Source organism: Shewanella atlantica (assembly GCF_003966265.1).
GTDB classification, from domain to species: Bacteria; Pseudomonadota; Gammaproteobacteria; order Enterobacterales; family Shewanellaceae; genus Shewanella; species Shewanella atlantica.
This window is the reverse complement of the sequence record NZ_RXNV01000019.1, coordinates 19,560-38,354: the sequence shown is the minus strand read 5'-3', so window position 1 is coordinate 38,354 and position 18,795 is coordinate 19,560. Positions and strand designations below refer to the sequence as shown.

Annotated in this window: 21 protein-coding genes; 12 read left to right on the top strand and 9 right to left on the bottom strand. The window is 44.3% G+C overall.

Annotated elements, in window-relative coordinates; all coding sequences use genetic code 11:
• Window positions 1-133: 133 nt before the first annotated feature.
• From tgt to EKG39_RS21420, 8 genes are all read left to right on the top strand, one after another.
• Window positions 134-1,267, top strand: a complete 1,134-nt coding sequence (tgt, locus tag EKG39_RS21455; protein WP_126508038.1) for a tRNA guanosine(34) transglycosylase Tgt — start codon at window positions 134-136, stop codon at window positions 1,265-1,267.
• A 29-nt stretch (window positions 1,268-1,296) separates the two neighbouring features.
• On the top strand, window positions 1,297-1,629 hold the full coding sequence (yajC, locus tag EKG39_RS21450) for a preprotein translocase subunit YajC (RefSeq protein WP_012143228.1): 333 nt from the start codon (window positions 1,297-1,299) through the stop codon (window positions 1,627-1,629).
• 17 nt (window positions 1,630-1,646) lie between these two features.
• Window positions 1,647-3,497 (top strand): protein translocase subunit SecD, encoded by a 1,851-nt coding sequence (secD, locus tag EKG39_RS21445; RefSeq protein ID WP_126508037.1) that lies wholly within the window; start codon window positions 1,647-1,649, stop codon window positions 3,495-3,497.
• Between the two features lie 12 nt (window positions 3,498-3,509).
• A complete protein-coding gene (gene secF, locus EKG39_RS21440) occupies window positions 3,510-4,457 on the top strand; it encodes a protein translocase subunit SecF (protein WP_126508036.1) in 948 nt (315 codons plus the stop codon).
• A 250-nt stretch (window positions 4,458-4,707) separates the two neighbouring features.
• Window positions 4,708-5,025 (top strand): putative signal transducing protein, encoded by a 318-nt coding sequence (locus tag EKG39_RS21435; RefSeq protein ID WP_126508035.1) that lies wholly within the window; start codon window positions 4,708-4,710, stop codon window positions 5,023-5,025.
• Window positions 5,026-5,090: 65 nt separating this feature from the next.
• The gene (locus tag EKG39_RS21430; protein WP_126508034.1) at window positions 5,091-5,450 is read left to right on the top strand and encodes a rhodanese-like domain-containing protein; all 360 of its coding nucleotides are present in this window, start codon (window positions 5,091-5,093) and stop codon (window positions 5,448-5,450) included.
• Between the two features lie 76 nt (window positions 5,451-5,526).
• Window positions 5,527-6,438 (top strand): precorrin-2 dehydrogenase/sirohydrochlorin ferrochelatase family protein, encoded by a 912-nt coding sequence (locus EKG39_RS21425; RefSeq protein ID WP_126508033.1) that lies wholly within the window; start codon window positions 5,527-5,529, stop codon window positions 6,436-6,438.
• Between the two features lie 103 nt (window positions 6,439-6,541).
• Entirely contained in the window at window positions 6,542-7,081 is a 540-nt protein-coding gene (locus EKG39_RS21420; RefSeq protein ID WP_126508032.1) for a YaeQ family protein, read from the top strand.
• A 75-nt stretch (window positions 7,082-7,156) separates the two neighbouring features.
• On the opposite strand, the gene EKG39_RS21415 is transcribed toward EKG39_RS21420, so the two are convergent.
• The 3 genes from EKG39_RS21415 to EKG39_RS21405 form a co-directional block, all read right to left on the bottom strand.
• Entirely contained in the window at window positions 7,157-8,593 is a 1,437-nt protein-coding gene (locus tag EKG39_RS21415) for a carbon starvation CstA family protein (RefSeq protein WP_126508031.1), read from the bottom strand.
• 250 nt (window positions 8,594-8,843) lie between these two features.
• Window positions 8,844-9,554: a two-component system response regulator BtsR gene (gene btsR / locus EKG39_RS21410; protein ID WP_126508030.1), complete on the bottom strand. Its 711-nt coding sequence runs from the start codon at window positions 9,552-9,554 to the stop codon at window positions 8,844-8,846.
• Window positions 9,551-11,227: a sensor histidine kinase gene (locus EKG39_RS21405; protein ID WP_126508029.1), complete on the bottom strand. Its 1,677-nt coding sequence runs from the start codon at window positions 11,225-11,227 to the stop codon at window positions 9,551-9,553. The genes btsR and EKG39_RS21405 overlap by 4 nt, the downstream gene beginning before the upstream one ends.
• A gap of 162 nt (window positions 11,228-11,389) precedes the next feature.
• Between EKG39_RS21405 and EKG39_RS21400 the strand changes: the two genes are divergently transcribed.
• Window positions 11,390-11,632, top strand: coding sequence for a YecH family metal-binding protein (locus EKG39_RS21400; protein WP_126508028.1), 243 nt, complete (start codon window positions 11,390-11,392; stop codon window positions 11,630-11,632).
• Between the two features lie 88 nt (window positions 11,633-11,720).
• On the opposite strand, the gene EKG39_RS21395 is transcribed toward EKG39_RS21400, so the two are convergent.
• The 6 genes from EKG39_RS21395 to suhB all read right to left on the bottom strand — a co-directional run bounded on the left by EKG39_RS21395 (window position 11,721) and on the right by suhB (window position 16,115).
• Window positions 11,721-12,071, bottom strand: coding sequence for a replication protein RepA (locus EKG39_RS21395; protein WP_126508027.1), 351 nt, complete (start codon window positions 12,069-12,071; stop codon window positions 11,721-11,723).
• Entirely contained in the window at window positions 12,058-12,726 is a 669-nt protein-coding gene (locus tag EKG39_RS21390; RefSeq protein WP_126508026.1) for an AAA family ATPase, read from the bottom strand. Before EKG39_RS21390 ends, EKG39_RS21395 begins: the two co-directional genes overlap by 14 nt.
• A 100-nt stretch (window positions 12,727-12,826) precedes the next feature.
• A complete protein-coding gene (locus tag EKG39_RS21385) occupies window positions 12,827-13,141 on the bottom strand; it encodes a PilZ domain-containing protein (protein ID WP_126508025.1) in 315 nt (104 codons plus the stop codon).
• Window positions 13,142-13,292: 151 nt separating this feature from the next.
• Window positions 13,293-13,697: a phosphate-starvation-inducible protein PsiE gene (locus EKG39_RS21380; protein ID WP_012143214.1), complete on the bottom strand. Its 405-nt coding sequence runs from the start codon at window positions 13,695-13,697 to the stop codon at window positions 13,293-13,295.
• Between the two features lie 257 nt (window positions 13,698-13,954).
• The gene (locus EKG39_RS21375) at window positions 13,955-15,127 is read right to left on the bottom strand and encodes an NnrS family protein (protein WP_185817679.1); all 1,173 of its coding nucleotides are present in this window, start codon (window positions 15,125-15,127) and stop codon (window positions 13,955-13,957) included.
• A 184-nt stretch (window positions 15,128-15,311) separates the two neighbouring features.
• Entirely contained in the window at window positions 15,312-16,115 is an 804-nt protein-coding gene (gene suhB / locus EKG39_RS21370; RefSeq protein WP_126508051.1) for an inositol-1-monophosphatase, read from the bottom strand.
• 365 nt (window positions 16,116-16,480) lie between these two features.
• Between suhB and trmJ the strand changes: the two genes are divergently transcribed.
• The 3 genes from trmJ to iscR all read left to right on the top strand — a co-directional run bounded on the left by trmJ (window position 16,481) and on the right by iscR (window position 18,761).
• Window positions 16,481-17,245 (top strand): tRNA (cytosine(32)/uridine(32)-2'-O)-methyltransferase TrmJ, encoded by a 765-nt coding sequence (gene trmJ, locus EKG39_RS21365; RefSeq protein ID WP_126508023.1) that lies wholly within the window; start codon window positions 16,481-16,483, stop codon window positions 17,243-17,245.
• 14 nt (window positions 17,246-17,259) lie between these two features.
• Entirely contained in the window at window positions 17,260-18,081 is an 822-nt protein-coding gene (cysE, locus tag EKG39_RS21360; protein ID WP_126508022.1) for a serine O-acetyltransferase, read from the top strand.
• A gap of 218 nt (window positions 18,082-18,299) precedes the next feature.
• Window positions 18,300-18,761: a Fe-S cluster assembly transcriptional regulator IscR gene (iscR, locus tag EKG39_RS21355; RefSeq protein WP_012143209.1), complete on the top strand. Its 462-nt coding sequence runs from the start codon at window positions 18,300-18,302 to the stop codon at window positions 18,759-18,761.
• Window positions 18,762-18,795: the final 34 nt, after the last annotated feature.

Sequence of the window (18,795 nt, the reverse complement as noted above, 5' to 3'; positions counted from 1 at the left end):
GGGTTTTTTTTAACTTCTATTTTTTTGCTAAGGGTTGATACTCGATTGTTTGCCCTTATCTCTAGTTTTAACGATAGCTTTGTACTGTGTACAAACATTTATGGGTCAGACTGTTTCTCTGGCGAGGTATAAAATGAAATTTGAATTAGATACAACTCAAGGTCGCGCTCGTCGTGGCCGTTTAGTCTTTGAGCGTGGCACCGTAGAAACGCCTGCTTTCATGCCTGTTGGTACTTACGGTACCGTAAAGGGGATGACGCCTGAAGAGGTTCGTGCAACAGGTGCTGATATCCTTCTGGGTAACACGTTCCATTTGTGGTTACGTCCGGGTGAAGAGATCATGCGTAAGCATGGTGACCTTCATGACTTTATGAACTGGCAAAGACCTATTTTGACTGACTCAGGCGGATTTCAGGTATTCAGTCTAGGTGATATTCGAAAGATCACTGAAGAGGGTGTTCACTTCCGCTCGCCTATTAATGGTGAAAAAATCTTTTTAGATCCTGAAAAGTCTATGCAGATCCAGAACTCTCTTGGCTCTGATGTAGTGATGATTTTTGATGAGTGTACACCGTATCCAGCGACAGAAGATGAAGCGCGTAAGTCGATGCAGATGTCTCTTCGTTGGGCACAACGTTCACGTGATGAGTTCGATAAACTTGAAAACCCTAATTCTCTGTTTGGTATCATTCAGGGTGGGGTTTATGAAGACTTGCGTGACGAAAGCCTTAAAGGGCTTGTTGATATTGGATTTGACGGTTATGCCGTTGGCGGTTTGGCTGTGGGTGAGCCTAAAGAAGACATGCATCGAATTCTTGAGCATACATGTCCTCAGATCCCAACTGATAAGCCGCGTTACTTGATGGGGGTCGGTAAGCCAGAAGATTTAGTTGAAGGCGTACGTCGTGGCGTCGACATGTTCGATTGTGTCATGCCTACACGTAATGCTCGAAATGGTCATCTGTTTACCACTGAAGGCGTTATTAAGATACGTAATGCACGTCATCGTGATGACACTTCACCACTCGATGATAAATGTGACTGTTATACCTGTAAGAACTACTCTCGGGCATATCTGTACCATTTAGATCGTTGCAATGAAATTTTGGGTGCTCGTTTAAACACCATTCACAACCTTAGGTATTACCAAAAGTTGATGGAAGGTTTGCGCGGTGCGATCGAGACAGGTACATTAGACGCCTTCGTTGAGGAGTTCTATACCAGTCAAGGACGCGAAGTCCCTGAAGTTCCTGAATTAACCGATTAATTTTTAACTGAAAATAAGAAGAGAACACTATGTTGATTTCAAATGCTTATGCTGCTGATGCTCCTGTAACTGGCGCCGGTGGCACCATGGAACTGATTTTCATGCTAGTTATATTTGGCTTGATATTCTATTTCATGATTTTCCGTCCACAATCAAAGCGTGTTAAAGAGCACAAAAACCTAATGGGCTCATTAGGTAAAGGTGATGAAGTGCTCACAAGTGGTGGCATTTTAGGAAAAATTGCAAAGATCAGTGACGAAAATGACTACGTGTTACTGACGATCAGTGAAACAACTGAAATCACGATTAAAAAGGATTACATTTCGGCTGTATTGCCTAAAGGCTCTATTAAGTCACTTTAAGCCAAGAGGGCGATGGTGTGTTAAATAAATATCCAATGTGGAAAAACCTGATGGTGATGATTATCATCGCTGTCGGTTCTTTCTACGCGATTCCAAACCTCTTCGGGGAAGACTATGCGGTTCAGGTAGTTGCAACTCGTGGTGCAGAGGTTACGGCAACGACCCAGTCGACCGTAAATGATGTTCTTGCAAGTAAGAACATTACAGTAAAGCGTTCAGAGCTTGAAAATGGTCAACTATTGGTTCGTGTGACTAATGGCGATCAGCAACTGTTAGCTAAAGAAGCGATTGCAGAGTCACTAGGTGATAAATACATCGTCGCCTTAAACTTAGCTCCAGCGACACCTGACTGGCTTGAGTCAGTGGGTGGAAGCCCGATGAAACTGGGTCTCGATCTTCGTGGTGGTGTGCACTTCCTGATGGAAGTGGACATGGGTGAAGCCGTTCGTAAGATGACAGAAGCTAAAATTTCTGACTTCAGAACCGATCTTCGTGGTGAGAAAATTCGTTATGCCGGCATTCGTAACAGTGTTAAAGGCATAGAGATTAAGTTCCGTGATACTGAGAATCTGGCTAAGGCTGAACGTTTTCTCAAGACTCGCGGTAACGACATGGTGTTTACCGATATCTCTTCGGGCGACAACTATTTCTTACTGGCGAACTTGAGCGAAGCTTACCTTAAGCAGATCAAAGAAGAAGCACTACAGCAGAACATCACAACGATCCGTAATCGTGTGAACGAGCTGGGTGTGGCAGAGCCTGTAGTACAGCGTCAAGGTGCGGAACGTATTATCGTCGAGCTTCCTGGTGTTCAGGATACGGCACGTGCAAAAGATATCTTAGGTGCAACGGCCTCTATTGAATTCCACATGGTGGATGAAAAAGCCGATGCAGCAGCCGCTGCAAGTGGTAGAGTCTCGCCAAGTTCTCAAGTATACAACCGTCGTCAGGGCGGACAAGTTGTACTGCATAAGGCAGTTATGTTGACCGGTGACCATATTCAAGGTGCTCAACCGAGCTTCGATGAATATAGTCGTCCTCAGGTGAGCATTAACCTTGATTCTAAAGGTGGTTCTATCTTCTCGAATGTAACTAAGGACAATATCGGTAAACCGATGGCAACCTTGTTTATCGAGTATAAAGATAACGGTGATAAGAACCCGGATGGTAGCGTGAAGATGCAAAAAATCGAGGAAGTTATCTCGGTTGCAACGATTCAAGCCCGTCTTGGTCGTAACTTCGTGATCACCGGCCTTGAGCATGCTGAAGCACAAAACTTAGCCCTTCTACTTCGTGCGGGTGCCTTGATTGCGCCTGTGACTATCGTAGAAGAGCGTACCATCGGTCCAAGCCTGGGTGCTGAAAACATCCAAAATGGTGTTCAGGCAATGATCTGGGGTATGGCTGTTGTACTTATCTTTATGTTGGTCTATTACCGTGGTTTCGGCCTTATTGCTAACTTAGCATTGACGGCTAACCTTGTGATGGTAGTTGGTGTGATGTCGATGATCCCGGGTGCTGTACTTACGCTTCCAGGTATTGCAGGCATGGTATTGACTGTCGGTATGGCGGTCGATGGTAACGTACTTATCTACGAGCGTATTCGTGAAGAGTTACGCAACGGTCGCAGCGTACAGCAAGCGATTCATGAAGGTTACGGTAACGCATTTTCAACTATTGCCGATGCGAACATCACTACATTCATGACAGCACTTATCCTGTTTGCTGTAGGTACAGGCGCTGTTAAAGGGTTTGCCGTAACGCTTATGATCGGTATCGCAACCTCTATGTTTACTGCAATCGTGGGTACTCGCTCAATAGTTAACGCTATGTGGGGTGGTAAACGCGTGAAGAAACTGTCTATATAAGGGTCGTTGATTATGTTTCAGATTTTATCAATAAAAGGCACTATCAACTTCCTTCGCCATGCGGTTCCTATCAGTATGCTTTCTTTGCTACTGGTACTTGGCTCACTAACATCGTTAGCGACCAATGGGATTAACTGGGGATTGGATTTTACCGGTGGTACCGTCGTTGAGCTTGAGTTTTCTTCACCTGCAGATTTAGAAGCCTTACGTGCTGAACTGAGCAGTGTTGAGACGGACGGTGCAGTGGTACAGAACTTTGGTTCCAGCCGTGATGTGCTTACTCGTCTTCCTGTTAAGGAAGGCGTATCGACCGATACTCAAGTTAGCCATGTTATGGATGCTGCACTTAAATTGGATCCACAGGTGATTCAAAAACGTGTAGAAGTCGTTGGTCCGCAGATAGGTAAAGAACTGGCAGAGCAAGGAGGCTTAGCTGTATTAGTCGCTCTTATCTGTATCTTAATCTATGTCTCATTCCGATTTGAGTGGCGTTTAGCCTTAGGTTCTGTCGCCGCGCTTGCGCACGACGTTATCATTACTCTGGGTGTCTTCTCGCTATTTCAACTCGACTTTGACCTTACGGTACTTGCGGGTGTCTTGACGGTTGTTGGTTACTCACTCAACGATACTATCGTAGTGTTCGACCGAATTCGTGAAAACTTCCTTAAGATACGTAAGGGAGAGCCGGAAGAGATTGTTAATACTTCAATTACTCAAACTATGAGTCGTACGATTATCACTACGGGTACAACATTGGTTGTGGTAGTAGCGTTATTCCTTAAAGGCGGCACAATGATCCATGGCTTTGCAACTGCATTGTTGATGGGGATATTTGTCGGTACATTCTCATCTATCTATGTCGCGAGTTTCCTTGCCATTAAGCTTGGCATTAATCGTGAGCATATGATGCCTGTTGAAATTGAAAAAGAGGGCGCAGATCAAGACGCGCTGATGCCTTAAGCATTGACTCTCTAATAAAAAACCACCTTCGGGTGGTTTTTTTATCTCTTAATATAGGGAATCACACTAACAGCATAATATGACGCTGCTTGTGTTTGTGTTTCTTTTAATATGGATGAGCATTATTACCGCTCGACAGCCTTGCCCGTTTGGCAGTAGGATGTTGGCAGTCTATCTATTATACCGATTGGTTTTAGTCGAGATAACGCCAGAATTTGCCAGAAGAGCAATAGTTGTTGGGAGAAATAAAATGGAAGAGCGTCGTCGTTTGGTCGCCGGTGGAAACTTACTTCAAGCTCATACCTGGAAAGGGCTTTTAGAGAGCAGTGGAATAGAGGTAGAGCTCAGAGGAGAAGCCCTTTTAGGTGGGGTCGGAGAGTTGCCTGTCGATCTACAAAATGTTGAGTTGTGGGTGTGCGAGTCGCAATATGAGCTGGCTAAAACTCAACTTGAATCTCTTAATGCCGATGGTCCTCAGTGGCAATGTGTAAAATGCCATGAAATGAACGAAGATAGTTTTGAGCTTTGTTGGCATTGCAGTGCAGAGCGATGTGTTCAACACAATTAACCCCGTCTTAATTATTAAATAATCTAAACTTACCTTTATCTATCGCCTTTCCGGGAGACTGTAACATGCAACATAATTCTGCATTTCTAGCTTTGGTCGAGAGCATCTTACCTCAGATCAAAGAGGTGACCGTTGAGGAGTATCAAAATGATGATACTTGGCAACTTATCGATGTTCGAGAGGATCATGAATGGTTGAAGGATCATCTGCCTGCGGCGGCTCATCTTGGCCGTGGGATCATTGAACGAGACATCGAAGTTCGTTACCCGGATAAATCGACGGCATTACTTCTCTACTGTGGTGGCGGCTATCGCTCAGCACTTGCAGCAATGAACCTTCAACTAATGGGATATACCCATGTCGCGTCTTTGGCCGGCGGTTATAAGGCTTGGGTTCAGAGACAGCTGCCCTTGATACAAGATTAGGCGACTAAGCTTATAAGAAATAAGGTTTCTTAGTGGTAAGATTTTTGGGGTCAAGGTTTTCAGGAGCTAATGTTTGATGCAGTACTTTCCACTGTTTGTCGATACATCTCAATTAAAAGTGTTACTTATTGGTGCCGGTGAGGTCGCGAGTCGTAAACTCGATCTCCTTTGCAGGACTGAGGCCGACATATATGTCATCGCCTCTGAGATCTCAGCAGAAGTGCAGGCCTATGCTGACAAGGGGCGGGTTTCACTTTTGGAACGTGCAGCTAAAGATGACGATATTCAGGGTGTAGATCTGGTTTATCTCGCAACAGCGGACCAAGTCTTAAATACCCAATTGGCTAATGTAGCTAATAATCGTGGGATATGGGTCAACGTCGTCGATAGTCCGGAGATATGCCGCTTTATTACCCCATCAATCGTTGACCGCGGGCGTTTACAGGTTGCGATCAGTACTGCCGGTGCTGCACCGGTTTTTGCTCGGGAATTAAGATCCAGATTGGAGTCCTGGTTACCAGGCTCACTGACTGAACTATTTGATTTTGTGGCCGAACGACGACAAGAGGTACAGCAAAAGTTACCCGTATTTAAACAGAGAAAGTTGTTTTGGGAACACTTTTTTAATACCAATGGCGATAGGTTTGATGCTCAAACCCCGATTCATTATGATAATGCATACCAAAATATCTCAACGGGTGGTGAAATACTGCTGTTAGATGATGAGACTCAAGTCTCAATGCTACCCATCGCGGCCATGCCCTTACTGCAGAGGTTAGATCATATCTTTAGTATCGAAACGCTACCTTTCGAGCTGAATGAGCTAGTGAGAAGGGATGCGAGTCGTGCTCCGCTTCCCCCTTTAAGTGAACTCAGCAGGTTGTTTGAAGAGGGAAAGCGATGTTTAATCTATACCGATTTTGACAAATTAGCGCAGTTGAAGGCACATTTCCCGATGGCAAAGCATCTAAAAGCGGGGTCGCTCTAATCATCACAGCCCAGATTTAAACCCTTTAATTTTATATCCTTTAGCTTCATGTATGAGCAAATAGGGTACACTAGTGCCAATCTAGATTAATGATGTTAATACGATGGCACCTAAAGCAACAGTTTATAAAGTTCACCTTCAAGTGGCTGATATGGATCGTGGTTACTATCACGATCACCACTTAACACTCGCACAACACCCCTCAGAAACAGATTCCAGGATGATGGTCCGTCTGCTGGCCTTTGCTATGAATGCCAGTGATACACTCGAATTCAGTAAGGGACTTTGTGTCGAAGATGAGCCCGAGCTTTGGGAGAAATCACTTGTCGGTGATATAGAGCTTTGGATTGAGTTTGGTCAAAGTGATGAGAAATGGCTGAGAAAGGCGAGTGGTCGTTCAAAGCAGGTACAGCTTTTTGCTTATGGTGGTCGCAGTGTACCTATCTGGTGGAAGCAGAACGAACAAACATTTGAGCGTTATAAAAACCTGAAAGTGTGGAACATTCCTGAGGATTCAGTCAAGGAGATGGGAGAACTGGTTAGTCGAAGTATGACGCTTCAATATAATATCAGCGAAGGGCAAATTTGGGTCTCTAATGATACCGGAAGTGTATTAGTTGAGCCTGAGCTCTTAAAAGAGTAACTCTTACTCAATTTATACAGCAAAAAGCCAGTCACATGACTGGCTTTTTATTGGGCTGAGTTAAACCGTCAAAGATTAAGCCTCTTCGATCACACCTTCATCACCTTTGCCCTTAGTCTTGATAATAATCAATGAAGCAAGGACGGCAGTAGTTACTATACCGGCTATGGTCGAAACCGTGATAGGCAGTCCTGCACCTAAAGTTTGTGAGCTTAACAGGAAGCTAACCACTACAGTAGTCATAAACATGGCTGGTGCGGTACAGATCCAATGGAACTTGTTGTGCCTTAGTAGGTATGCCGAGGCAGTCCATAGCATCATTACCGCTGTAGTTTGGTTTGCCACACCGAAGTAGCGCCAGATAACACCGAAGTCAACTTGAGTCAGAATCGCACCCATGATGAACAGTGGGATAGCTAACATTAAACGCTTAGGTAACTCAGTCTGCGGCATCTTGAAAAATTCAGACAGGATTAGACGAGCCGAACGGAAGGCTGTATCGCCTGAAGTGATTGGAAGAACAATAACGCCCAAGATAGCCATAAAGCCACCCACTGCACCCAGAAGGCCTGTTGATGCTTCATATACAACATTTGCCGGGTTACCAGCCATTCCTGCATTAAGGCCTTCAACACCACCGAAGAAAGATAGGGCAATGGCACACCAGATAAGGGCTATCACACCTTCACCTATCATAGCACCGAAGAAAACGAAGCGACCATTAGATTCATTTTCTACACAACGAGCCATCAAAGGAGACTGAGTCGCATGGAAACCGGATACCGCACCACAGGCAATAGTGATAAACAGTGCAGGCCATAGAGGCATATCGTTAGGGTTAAGGTTAGTCAGGAAGTCACCGGCTTCGAAGCCAGGTAACAATGTGTGTTCACTCGAGACTATGATGGCAATGGTCAGGCCGATTGACATGAACAGCAGAAGTGCACCGAAGAATGGATAGAGTCTACCGATGATCTTATCGACTGGGACGATGGTGGCGATAAGGTAGTAAGCAAAGATAACACCCAGGAAGATTGATACGTCCCAACCGGTAAGCTTTCCAAGTAGACCAGCAGGCGCTGAGATAAATACCACACCGACAAGCAATAATAAGATGATGGCAAATACATTCATAAAGTGCTTAGCACCTTTGCCTAAATACTTACCCGCCAGGTTTGGAACTGATTGACCGCCATTACGAACAGATAACATACCGGAGAAGTAATCATGAACAGCACCGGCAAAAATACAACCGAAGACAATCCATAACATGGCCGCGGGGCCATAGAGGGCACCGAGGATAGGGCCAAAGATAGGTCCTACACCTGCGATATTCAGCAGTTGAATAAGGTAGACCTTGCCCTTGGACATAGGCACGAAATCGACGCCGTCGGTTTTAGTAAATGCCGGAGTTTGGCGTTGGGCATTGATACCGAAAACCTTCTCTACGAAAGCACCATAGACAAAGTATCCACCGATAAGCAGGCCGACACACATTAGAAACCACATCATAATTACTATCTCCCATTTTGAGTTGCACTCAGTGTAAAGATATTTGTAATTTAGAAAATGGAGAATAAGGTGAGTGGTCGGATTGAGGGGGTTAACGGTTTCATATCGACCCCGAGTGGTTTTGATTTGTTACGGAAGTGGTCGCTTGTTTGCCGAAATGTTAATCCGCTTAAGGAGGAGACTCCTACGACTTTCGTCACTTTCGACAAATGCCTCATGCCATAGGAGATGACTAAGAAAGCCGAAGGTACTATAAAAAACCAAACATCTGCTTCAATGGTTTTAAGTAACGCCTTGAAACTGGAACTTTAGCACCTGAGACTGTTGTGACTTCGGCTCCGGTTTCCTGGACGTCGATTTCTGATATTGCTTCAGGACTAATCAGGTATTGTCGATGACACTTGATCAAGGAGGTTTTTTCTTCCAGCACTTTCAGGGTTAAGTGGGTATGTGCTTGCTCCTTATCGGTCGCAACATGAACACCACTGAGATCGCTGAAGACAAACTCTACCTCTTTAATCGATACCACCTTGAGCTTGCTCCCGGTATAGCAGGGGAGGTGCGTTAACTGCTCAGGTGCAATTATGTTGACAGACTTTGGCTGAAGATCTTTTCTGACTCGGTTTAATGTTTGTTGGAGCCTTTTTTCATCAATGGGCTTTAACAGATAGTCGAAGGCATGGTTATCGAACGCCTTGATGGCAAATTCATCGTAGGCGGTAACGAAAACGATACGCGGCATGATGTCGGGATCCAGCATGCCAATAAGCTCAATACCTGTGATCCTGGGCATTTGGATGTCCAGAAAGATCAACTGAGGCTTAAGTTTAGTTATCATCTGTAATGCTTCGATAGCATTACTGCATTGGCCGATGATCTCTATATCTGAGCTTTCACTCAGTAGGTCGGCTAACTCTTCTCGAGCAAAAAGCTCATCATCGATAATTAGAGATGTGATCACGACTGGGTTTCCGTATATGGTAGCTTAATGCTGACTCTGGTGTATTCATCTTGGCGACAATCGACTTCTATACCAAATTCGGATCCAAACTGATTTTGAATTCGTTTATGAACCAAATTCATCCCCAACCCCTCCGAATTGTTATCTGACTTGTATAGCCCTGCATTATCAATTACCTCTAATATTAATAAATCATCGTGTACCTTGCCAGTAACTCTTATAAGACCCTGTTCTAACATATGGCTGGTGCCATGTTTTACTGCGTTTTCAATGATGGGTTGCAATGTGAATGCCGGTAGACGAAAAGAAAGCAGTAGAACCGGGATATCAATCTCAACTTTTAGTTTATCGATAAATCGTGCTTTCTCTATGGTCAGATATGAATCTATATGTTCGAGTTCGTCCGAAAGTGTCACAAGCCCCGTGGTGCGCTTGAGGTTAATTCTTAAAAATTGAGATAATTGTTGGATCAGCTGTCTTGCCTTTAAGGGATCTCTTTTTATGATGGCTGCTATGGTATTGAGCGCATTGAAGAGGAAGTGAGGATTAACTTGTGCCTGCAATAACTTTAGCTCAGCTTTGGTAAGTAGATTCTGTTGACGTTCGAAGCGGCCAAATAAGATTTGGTTCGACAATAATCTACCTATTCCCTCACCCAGCGTTCGGTTAATGTTGAGAAATAGCTTGTTCTTCGGCTCGTAAAGTTTAATTGTCCCAATTACCTCATTTTCACAACGAAGTGGGATCACCAGGCTGGAGCCGAGTCGACAATGCGGCGAAATAGAGCAGGAGTAAGCCATATTGACTCCATCGGCAAACATGACACAGTTATTATCTATGGCATCTTGAGTTATTTTCGATGAAATAGGCGTGCCGGGAATATGATGGTCGGCGCCGGTACCGATAAAGGCCAACAGGTGCTCTCGATCGGTTATCGCAACGGCGCCGACATGTGTTTCTTCTATGATTATCTGGGCAACCTGAGTGCTACTTTCTTGATTGAACCCCTTCGATAACACCCCAACGCTACGTTCGGCAATTTTTAAAGCTTGAGTAGAGAATGCCGAGGAGAGTTTGTCGAACATGTTTTTTTGATCTCTTACCATACTCATAAACAGGGCGGCACCGACAGAGTTCACAAGGAGCATAGGAAGGGCTATCTGTTTAACCAACTCCCATGCCTCGGCAAAAGGCTGAGCGACGAGTAGAATAACTCCCATCTGAAGCATCTCTGCGCAAAAGGTAACCAGGCAGACCAATAAAGGGGCGTATATCAGTTCACTCTTATCTTGCCTGCGAAGATAGAGGCTGATTATCCCCGCCGAAAACCCCTCGAGAGTAGTAGAAATTGCGCAGGCCAGATCGGTAAAGCCACCCATGCTGTATCTATGCAAACCACCGGTGAGCCCGACCAGAAAGCCGGTGACTGGCCCGCCCAATAGTCCGCCCAGTACGGCCCCCATGGCACGGGTATTGGCGATGGCGTCGTTAGTCTGTTCACCGAAGTAGGTTGCCATGATGCAAAAGCCTGAAAAGATCAGGTAGATGAATATTTTGTGTGGCAGGCGAGTCGCGGCTTCGGCAAAAAATTTGAATAAAGGGGTTTTACTGACAAGGTAGACCAGCACTAAGTAGAGGCTCATCTGTTGGGTTAAAAGTAAAATCAAAGACATGTATAAGGATCCCAATGAGTCATTTTGGCATTCAAGCGTAAGATAAGCTGAATATCAATTCAAATTACGATTGAAACCTATCTGTGAGTGTAAGATCAAAGTTTAATTTTCGAAAATCATTTATAAAGGGATAAATAATTTATACCTTATATGAGGCAACCTATGTCGAACTCGGTACATGGCCATCAAGTCATGGAATTAATGTTAACCCTAGGGAAAGCGATTAGCAAAGAGGATCTAAAACTCCTGATGCATGAACAGTTTGGAGAGAATGCGTGTTATCACACCTGTTCAGCAAGTGAGATGACAGCTGAAGAGCTGATAGCGTTCTTGGAGAAGAAGGGGAAATTTATTGAGTCGGAGCAGGGGATAGAGACAGCGGCCAACCGTATCTGCAACCATTAGAGTCGTTGTTTTCTAGCGGTGTTGTTTTATAAATTAACTCAACCGCAGTGATAGACATCACAGCGGTTGAGGCAAGGCTAAGTCAGTTTCAGTGATCGTCGCAGGTTGCAATAATCGTGTCTCGTTCAACCTTATTTTTATTCGAAAACTCATGGATTAAGATTCGGATCAGGCGTGATTTTGCGATTTTAGATTGGCTTGCTAGCTTATCCAAAATACCAATAGATTCCTCAGTTAATGAAAATGTCGCATGTTTATAAATTTTAGTGGAGTGTTTATCTAACCCCATGTGTCTGCCCGTGGTGAGTTTTTTTCTATTGCGACTAACCACACTGGGCTGTCCGAAGGCGTAGTTATTTGCGTCTTCGATAAAATCCTCGATAGAAACATCCTTACGAGGTGTTTTCTTCTTCCTTCGCTTTAGGTCAGTTAAGCTCATAGCAATTTTCTGGTTCTATAGCAAAAAGTTCATCGGCAATCGAGTGAATTTCCATTGCAGCCTTTCCTTCGGGCTCAATCTCAATGACAGAGGAGCCTTGCTCTTCACTATCGTCATAGATATTTCTACTGAAAGTGACGGCATTTAACACCCGTAACCCAAAAGATTGTACAACCTCTTTGGCCTCCAGGATCCGTTTAAATTGGCTGGGAAGCGAAGGGCATTGAGTCATCACGATAGTTGCGACCATCTTGGGATTAACCATCTTACAGGTGCTTAACATATCTTCCATATGGGGAAGGGTCTTTAGATCGCGGCGCTTAGGTCTTAATGGAAGAACCACATAAGTCGCTACCGACATGGCGGCTCGCATCGCAAGGTTATCTTGTCCACCACAATCGACAATGACATAGTCAAATCGTTCATCCTGGCTCAATAAGTCATTACGAATTTTTCCGTAGAGCTGGATACAATTAATTGTCGGAAGGCTGGGATCTTCATTACGCGCCTGGATCCAGTCGGATGTCGTGCGCTGGGGGTCACAATCGACCATAAGTACATTGGCTTGAAATTTCTGAGTGATATGAACAGCCAGATTTTGGGCCATGCAGCTCTTACCTGCACCACCCTTTTCGCCACCCACAAGCAAAATCATAAAAATATCTCCATATCCTTTCGCACCAATTACCCTTGGTTATTAAGTACGTTAAGTATAGAACAGACTCCCTGATACTGCTGAAAACCAGGAAAGCGTATTATTTATCTGTCGCGATCAGTTGAAGTGCAATATGGAAACTATTGGGGTTACATTCTGTTGTCCTGCACACCTGGCCTTTAACTGTGTGTGCTTTGTCGTTATCAGGATTGAAGGTGATATTTAATAGTTCGCCAAGTTCGAAACCCTGTTTATAGTCAATTAGCACACCATGTCTGGCGAGATCGATACAGATCCCTTCATCAGTGTTCAAAACACCTTGTTTATCATGCCAAAAGATAACGACCCTTTCTGCTTCCATATCAATTCTTAAGGAAGTTCGTCGCTCATCTAAATCTTCAACATTATCACTCATCTAAGATCCTTTCTTAATGAAGTAAAAGTAACCTCTTTAAAAGTAGCATAATATATGTTCAATAAGGCAAAAAAATCAATAAGAGGATGCTCTTTGCCACAGGCAAAAAAAACTCAGCCTATTTGGCTGAGTTTTTTAATATCAATATTGGTTACTGATGATCTTCACTCTTTGGGTAAGGTAGTTTTAACTGTCCCCAACGGATCACGATTACCGTAGAAGCTAATATTAGCGTGGATACGGAGATTGCCAGAATTCGCCAGTCGTCCATAGCTTTCATATCTAATATCAGATAACGAGCCAAGGCAACGATGGCAATATAGAGAGGCATACGAACAGGAAGCTTTCCTGATTCGGCATAGTTGGCCACCATGGCCAGGACTTCCAAATAGATAAACAGTAGTAGTAGATCGGCTAGTGCGACTTTTCCTACTTCAAATATATGGTATATCTCTTGTCCGATGGCAACGATCGTCGCGATTGCAATGATGAACAGAACGAAATGCTCAACCGCTTTGATACTTTTTGAGCCATATTGAATGTATCGTTTCCCCATAAAGACCTCTTTGCGTTTTTTTTGCAATGGTATCAAGTATTCAGAACTGTGCTAACTTATCTGTGTGATGTTATTCACATTAATACTATTCTAATGCAGGTAGGAGAGGCCGTGGCTGCGCAAATATTTTGCGATATACTTGGAGAAAGCGACATTTATAGATGGTAACCCGAAGTTGAGGATGATTTGTGGTGGGCTCGGATTTTTTAAACGAGCAGGGCGCTTATTCGACAATAGGCACCCTGTTTGTGTTGTGGTTAACCGGGTTTACCGTCTACCCGGGCTTTAAGCAAAATCGGGGTATAGTGATAAATGAATATGACGAAAGACAGCACCCAACACGCTATTGCTGCCTCGAGTAACGGAAGGTAATAGCTCGTCATCAACCCTGCCAATATCCGACATACTGTGGCCAGAACGATGAGTGCAAAAGCCAATGTTACTATTTTCGGAGGAGTTAGTTTTCTGCCCGTGTGGCCTAAAGATACCCTGGCCATCATAGCTAAAATCATACCTCCTAAGCCACCTAAGGTGATCCCATGTAATCCTGCGGAGAAATTCTCACCCGTAGCGATGAGTAATAAACCCAGCGGAATGAAAAAGTAACTAATATGGAGTGACCACAAGAGGGGAACCCGTGCTGTATGTCTTCCTCCCCAGCGTGACCATCGCATCAGTAATATAATTCCGGCAATACCTGCACTTATCCGAATAACTAAAGTGTGCTGAAACAATACTGACAGGATAAGTAAAATTAGACTGATAAAGGTGAGTATTTCGAGCCAAACAATATTCGGGCTTCTCTGCCATTGTGTGGCTCTCTCGGTAAAAAACGGAATCACTCTACCGCCAATCAGTGCCACTACAGTGACCATGAGTAATATCGCGCTATGCAGAGCCGTTTGAGTTAACGCAGAGTCATTCGTTAGCAGGCCGTAATAACTTAACGCATTGACTAGCATCAGCATCAGTAGAATCGGCACGAAGGCAAAATTTCGCCATTGTTTGACCTTTAATACCGACCTTGCCATAAATAGTGCGGTTAAGGGAGCAAAGGCCAAATCTATCGCCATGATGACTTCCAGTGATACCCAGTCTTTATCAAGAAGCAATACTCTTGGTAACAACCAAACCAAGACGAGGGCTATGAGGGATTTACCTTTAACACCAGGTTGTCCGGTCCAGTTTTGTACCGCAGTCAGCAAGAATCCGGCAATGATGGCGATAACAAAGCCAAATATCATCTCATGGCCATGCCACCATATTGGATCTCCATGAGGCGAGAACTGAATATGACCAAAGAAGAAGCCCCCCCAAATGCTGATGGCTATAAGGCTAAAGATGGCCCCTAAAAGAAAGAAGGGTCGAAAACCTAGATTAAAAAGTGAAAATTGGGGTTGGGGCTGAGTCGGTTCATCGATATTTAACATGACACTCTCTAATAACCTAGTAAATATGTCGGGTATTATAAGGTGTATTTCAGATGCAAGTAAATGCTTTTAAATCCTGGAAGCTAACTTTTGTCTTTGAGGTAGTTGAGGAAGCGGGACTTAGAAAACAAAAAAGCCATCATGATTATGATGGCTTTTAATTTTACAATCTGTTCCGGGGGGATTAACGCTTAAGAGCTTCGCTTAATAATGGGCGAGCTGTTTTAACGATTATTGACGTGGCTTTTGGTGAACCAGCAATAATATTACCAGATGTCATATATCCATGGTTACCGGTAAAATCGGTTACAGTACCGCCGGCTTCGCGAACAATAAGCTCACCTGCCGCGATATCCCAAGGCTTAAGACCAATTTCGAAGAAACCATCTACACGACCCGCACCTACATAGGCAAGATCGAGTGCGGCAGAACCTGCACGGCGAACATCTGCACACTGAGTGAAGATTTCGCTGAAGATTTTCATGTAAGTTTCAGTATGCTGTTTGGCTTTGAAAGGGAAGCCAGTAGCGATAATCGCATCGCTGAGATCATTTTGCTTGGTAACACGCATACGGAAGTCATTGAACTTAGCGCCTTTACCGCGAACGGCAGAGAATAGTTCGTCGCGAATTGGATCATATACAACGGCAACTTCTGTCTTGCCTTTGTATTGAACTGCGATAGAAACCGCAAAGTGTGGGATGCCTTTAACAAAATTGTTAGTGCCATCCAGAGGGTCTACAATCCAGACGTATTCGCTGTTTTCGCCTTTATTCTCACCAGTTTCTTCACCAATAATAGTGTGATCCGGGTAAGACTTACGGATTTGGTAGGTAATGGCAGCTTCAGCTTCTTTATCTACGTTAGTAACGTAGTCATTAATACCTTTCGCTGTAACCTCAACTTTGTCGAGTTCTGCGAAAGCACGTATAATCGTTTGGCCGGCAGCGCGGGCAGCGCGCACAGCAATAGTCTGCATCGGATGCATTACAATCCCCTGGATTTTAAAGAACAGATATAAATAATCGGTGCGCATTATACCCTCATTGTCGTAAAGTGCAAGTTCTGTCTCTTGGCTACATCATCGGGTAATAGTGAGCTTCCGGCTTTTAATCGCTGCTCCTAGTTGATCTGCAGGGGCTGTTTGGCCTATATGTTGATTCTATTCATATCATCACCCGCTATCACGGCCAATGAGTACAAAATAGATGAGAGCTGCGAAAGTTATAGTATTGGCTTATCGATGAGTTATACCAATTGGTATTAGATGCCGAAAGAACCTTAGATGTTTTAACAAAAGGGGGGCTGTGCTAATATTCTTCGCTATGTTCTTTTATCAAAGTAAGTAGTTTCATGCTCAGCAATATTCGTGTCGTACTCGTTGGTACATCTCATCCTGGGAACATAGGTTCCACAGCCCGTGCAATGAAAACCATGGGCCTCTCTACATTATACCTTGCCGAACCTCGTGTTGAACCTGATGGGCATTCGGTAGCTTTGGCTGCCGGGGCATCAGATATTCTTAAACATGCGGTTACTGTCGATAGCGTCGCAGAAGCCATCGCGGATTGCAGTTTGGTTATCGCGACCAGCGCACGCAGTCGTACATTAGACTGGCCGATGTTGGAACCGAGAGAGGCGGGCGAAAAGTTAGTTGCCTCTGCTTTAGCCGGCCCTGTCGCCATTGTATTTGGTCGTGAAAATAATGGCCTAAGCAATGAAGAACTACAGAAATGTAACTATCATGTCGCGATTCCTGCAAACCCGGAATATACTTCGCTGAACTTAGCACAAGCGGTGCAGATTATCTGCTATGAAGCGCGTGTGGCCCATCTTGCTCAGGTTAAGCGTGATTTTGAGAATGCCAAACCTGAAGGTTTTGTTGAGCCGGTGAATGAATACCCGTTTGCAAAAGAGCGTGAAAACTTTTTTACTCATCTGGAAGAGACACTGCTAAATACCGGCTTCATTGTTAAGCAGCATCCTGGTCAGGTAATGACAAAGTTGCGTCGTCTGTTTAGTCGAGCCAGATTGGAAAGACAAGAGATGAATATCCTGAGAGGGATGTTAACCTCTATCGATAAAAAAGTGGCACCCAAAGACAGTAACGAAGCATAAGGAACGGGAATCATATGGGAGTTATCGCTCGACTTAAAGATGATATAGCGTCTATCTATCATCGAGATCCGGCGGCACATGGTACGTTTGAGGTGTTATTAAACTACCCTGGAATGCATGCTATCTGGATCCATAGAGTGAGCCATAAGCTATGGGAGCGAAAGTGGCGTTTAACCTCCCGTTGCCTCTCCACATTTGCCCGTTGGATGACTGGAATTGAGATCCACCCAGGTGCGACGATAGGTGATCGATTTTTTATCGACCATGGTATGGGTGTCGTTATCGGTGAAACTGCTGAGATTGGTGATGATTGTACTCTCTATCATGGTGTCACATTAGGTGGTACGACGTGGCAGGCAGGCAAACGTCACCCCACCTTAGGCAATAATGTTGTCATCGGAGCTGGCGCTAAAATATTGGGGCCTATCACCATGAATGATGGTGCCAGAGTCGGTTCTAATTCTGTAGTTGTCAAAGAGGTCCCTAAAGACACTACGGTCGTCGGCATTCCAGGCCGGGTGGTGTCAACGCCAAATGAAGCCAGCAAAGAAACGTCTAAGCGACGAACTGAGATGGCTAAGAAGTATGGCTTCGATGCCTATGCTGTTTCGCCCGATAATCCAGACCCAGTTGCTAACGCGATTGGTCAGATGTTGGACCATATGCACCTCATGGATTCTAAGGTCCAGGAAGTATGTCAGGCGGTTCAATCTATGGGCGGAAGTGTGTGCACCGATAAGCTTCCTGAACTTGAAGTCGATGATTTCAGTGATGCCGAATTAGCCGCCGCGCAAAAGCGTAAACAGTCAATTGATGAGTTTGATCCCATAATCTGATCTTTTAGTGCGCTAAGTTGTAAACATTCATTGAATCTTTTAATAGAAACAGGTTAAATACCCCACCAAAGTGGCAGGGTATTTTTCTGCTAATCAATACCCATATATACCCTGTCTGGAAATAGACTTAATACTTGAGTAAATTATAAGGTCTAATACTTGACTAAAATAGTCGGGTATGTTTGAATTCCCTTATGCATTTTTGGGAGCTGGTTGCTATGAAACTTACATCGAAAGGTCGTTATGCTGTGACAGCCATGTTAGATGTTGCTATGCATTCTACATCAGGTCCAGTGCCATTGGCCGATATTTCTGAGCGCCAAGGGATCTCTCTTTCTTATCTTGAACAACTTTTCGCAAAACTGAGAAAGCATGGACTGGTTTCAAGTGTTAGGGGCCCGGGTGGTGGTTACCGTCTAGGTGCTGATGCCGGGGAAATTTCAGTTGGTATGGTCGTACGTGCAGTCGATGAATCCGTCGATGCAACACGTTGTCAGGGACAAGGTAACTGTCAAAGTGGTACGCGCTGTCTGACTCACTCCTTGTGGGGTGATTTGAGTAAACAAATTTCTGATTTCTTAAATGGGATCAGTCTTGCTGGCTTAATGAATAAACGTGACGTTCAGTTTATTTCAGTTAAGCAAGATGAATTGCAACAGGAACAAAGAGTAACGGTATAAGTTAACTTTGTTATTATTAAATAATTTTTTGTAC

What these genes read in the sequence shown, in the direction of transcription:
- EKG39_RS21430 (WP_126508034.1), top strand. Translation starts at nt 5,091, where the DNA reads ATGCAACATAATTCTGCATTTCTAGCTTTGGTCGAGAGCATCTTACCT.
- iscR (WP_012143209.1), top strand. Translation starts at nt 18,300, where the DNA reads ATGAAACTTACATCGAAAGGTCGTTATGCTGTGACAGCCATGTTAGAT.
- tgt (WP_126508038.1), top strand. Translation starts at nt 134, where the DNA reads ATGAAATTTGAATTAGATACAACTCAAGGTCGCGCTCGTCGTGGCCGT.
- trmJ (WP_126508023.1), top strand. Translation starts at nt 16,481, where the DNA reads ATGCTCAGCAATATTCGTGTCGTACTCGTTGGTACATCTCATCCTGGG.
- cysE (WP_126508022.1), top strand. Translation starts at nt 17,260, where the DNA reads ATGGGAGTTATCGCTCGACTTAAAGATGATATAGCGTCTATCTATCAT.
- EKG39_RS21395 (WP_126508027.1), bottom strand. Translation starts at nt 12,071, where the DNA reads ATGAGCTTAACTGACCTAAAGCGAAGGAAGAAGAAAACACCTCGTAAG.
- EKG39_RS21425 (WP_126508033.1), top strand. Translation starts at nt 5,527, where the DNA reads ATGCAGTACTTTCCACTGTTTGTCGATACATCTCAATTAAAAGTGTTA.
- EKG39_RS21385 (WP_126508025.1), bottom strand. Translation starts at nt 13,141, where the DNA reads ATGAGTGATAATGTTGAAGATTTAGATGAGCGACGAACTTCCTTAAGA.
- EKG39_RS21415 (WP_126508031.1), bottom strand. Translation starts at nt 8,593, where the DNA reads ATGATGTGGTTTCTAATGTGTGTCGGCCTGCTTATCGGTGGATACTTT.
- EKG39_RS21400 (WP_126508028.1), top strand. Translation starts at nt 11,390, where the DNA reads ATGTCGAACTCGGTACATGGCCATCAAGTCATGGAATTAATGTTAACC.
- secF (WP_126508036.1), top strand. Translation starts at nt 3,510, where the DNA reads ATGTTTCAGATTTTATCAATAAAAGGCACTATCAACTTCCTTCGCCAT.
- yajC (WP_012143228.1), top strand. Translation starts at nt 1,297, where the DNA reads ATGTTGATTTCAAATGCTTATGCTGCTGATGCTCCTGTAACTGGCGCC.
- EKG39_RS21380 (WP_012143214.1), bottom strand. Translation starts at nt 13,697, where the DNA reads ATGGGGAAACGATACATTCAATATGGCTCAAAAAGTATCAAAGCGGTT.
- EKG39_RS21375 (WP_185817679.1), bottom strand. Translation starts at nt 15,127, where the DNA reads ATGTTAAATATCGATGAACCGACTCAGCCCCAACCCCAATTTTCACTT.
- EKG39_RS21420 (WP_126508032.1), top strand. Translation starts at nt 6,542, where the DNA reads ATGGCACCTAAAGCAACAGTTTATAAAGTTCACCTTCAAGTGGCTGAT.
- suhB (WP_126508051.1), bottom strand. Translation starts at nt 16,115, where the DNA reads ATGCATCCGATGCAGACTATTGCTGTGCGCGCTGCCCGCGCTGCCGGC.
- EKG39_RS21435 (WP_126508035.1), top strand. Translation starts at nt 4,708, where the DNA reads ATGGAAGAGCGTCGTCGTTTGGTCGCCGGTGGAAACTTACTTCAAGCT.
- EKG39_RS21405 (WP_126508029.1), bottom strand. Translation starts at nt 11,227, where the DNA reads ATGTCTTTGATTTTACTTTTAACCCAACAGATGAGCCTCTACTTAGTG.
- EKG39_RS21390 (WP_126508026.1), bottom strand. Translation starts at nt 12,726, where the DNA reads ATGATTTTGCTTGTGGGTGGCGAAAAGGGTGGTGCAGGTAAGAGCTGC.